The organism is Magnetospirillum fulvum, assembly GCF_900108475.1.
Taxonomy (GTDB): Bacteria; Pseudomonadota; Alphaproteobacteria; order Rhodospirillales; family Magnetospirillaceae; genus Phaeospirillum; species Phaeospirillum fulvum_A.
This window is the reverse complement of record NZ_FNWO01000028.1, coordinates 1-1,711: the sequence shown is the minus strand read 5'-3', so window position 1 is coordinate 1,711 and position 1,711 is coordinate 1. Positions and strand designations below refer to the sequence as shown.

The 1,711-nt window shown below is 59.1% G+C and carries 1 tRNA gene and 1 pseudogene; one reads left to right on the top strand and one right to left on the bottom strand.

Annotated features, from left to right (window positions below):
• The first annotated feature begins 438 nt into the window (after nt 1–438).
• Nucleotides 439–1,324 (top strand): annotated as a pseudogene (locus tag BLW40_RS16950) (IS3 family transposase).
• 292 nt (nt 1,325–1,616) lie between these two features.
• Here BLW40_RS16950 and BLW40_RS16945 read toward each other — a convergent pair.
• Nucleotides 1,617–1,693 (bottom strand) — tRNA-Met (locus BLW40_RS16945).
• Nucleotides 1,694–1,711 lie beyond the last annotated feature (18 nt).

The following is a 1,711-nucleotide window of genomic DNA, read 5'->3' as shown; positions in this document are numbered from 1 at the left end:
CCGATCTGGTCAATCAGGTGCTGGAAATCACCCTGAGCAGCGAGACAGACGCAGATATCCGGATCGTGCGTTACTCGCTACCGGCTGAAGGGTGAGCGGTCACGACGGAGGAGTCCTGACGCTTCGTTCGCGTGATGCAATTTCGGCTCCGCCGAGTCTGGACGCTGAGGAGTTGGACTTTTGAGAGACAGCAACCTTGCCGCGTTTGGCGGCGGCGCGGTTATCGGCGCGTTGAGTGGCCTGATTGGCCTGGGTGGGCGTTACGGCTGAAATCGGATGCGCTGCCTCGGATGCACGTCCCCCCTGCTGGCCGGCGGGCCAACGTGGGCAATGAGCCCCTTGTTCCTTCGATGGTGGGGTAATGCCCCGGTAATGCCCCCTGGAAATAAGGGGATGCGGACGTAGAATTTTCTCGGTCTTGCGAACGGGGAGATTCGGATGAAGAAGAGTCGGTTCACGAACGTCCAGATCATGGGGACCCTGCGTCAGGCGGAGGACGGTATCCCGGTCCTGACGCTGTGCCGCGAGCACCAGATGAGTGGCGCGACGAGGGATCAGTATCGCGTTGGCGTGCCGGACGTTTGGGCTCAGCGAGACGTGCTATCGCTACAGCTCGAGGCTCTCCGACGAGAACGAGCAGATCACCGACCTTTTGATCGGGCTGACCCAGGCCAGAAAGACCTGGGGATTCGGCCTCTGCTTCCTGTATCTGCGCAATATCCAAGGCCATGGCTGGAACCACAAACGGGTCTATCGGATTTATCGCGCGTTGGAACTGAACCTGCGCATCAAGCCGCGGAAGCGGCTCAAACGCGATAAGCCCGACGAACTGGCGGTGCCAGACGTCCCCAACCAGGTCTGGTCGATGGATTTCATGGCAGATCGTCTGGAGGACGGTCGAGCCTTCCGGCTTCCCAACGTGCTGGACGATTTCAATCGGGAAGGGCTCGGTATTGAGGTGGATTTTTCGCTGCCCGCAGAACGGGTTGTCCGGGTGCTTAACCAAATTATCGAATGGCGCGGCAAGCCGGGCGCTATTCGGGTCGATAACGGTCCCGAATATATCAGCGGCACGCTGATGAAATGGGCCGAAACGCACGGCATCGCCCTTCAACACATCCAGCCCGGCAAGCCGCAACAGAACGCCTATGTCGAGCGTTACAACCGGACGGTCCGGCATGAATGGCTGGGGCAAATCCTCTTTGAAACCATCGCGGAGGTGCAGGATCACGCGACAGAATGGCTCTGGACCTACAACAACGACCGCCCCAATATGGGCATCGGCGGCATCACGCCCGCCCAGAAAATGAAATTGGCCGCCTGAGTTCTATGTCCAACCCCGCTAAAAATGGGGGGATTACCACCCGATCAACCGGATCGACGATCTCCTGCCCTGGACCATCGCCACCCCGGCCAGCATCCCCGTCGCCGCCTGATAAAATCCGTCAAGCCGGTGAAACCGCAGCCGTCTGACGACGCTTACTCCCCTTATTTCCAGGGGGGATTACCAAATCCTTCGAGAGAAAGATGGCAAACGCCAAAAAAGAAACCCCCATAGGGGGTTAACCTGCGGGGGGTTGGATCAGATCTCGCATTGGAGCGAGTTATAACGAAAGTGGTTGCGGGGGCAGGATTTGAACCTGCGACCTTCAGGTTATGAGCCTGACGAGCTACCGGGCTGCTCCACCCCGCGGTGATGGTTTTGAGCGGG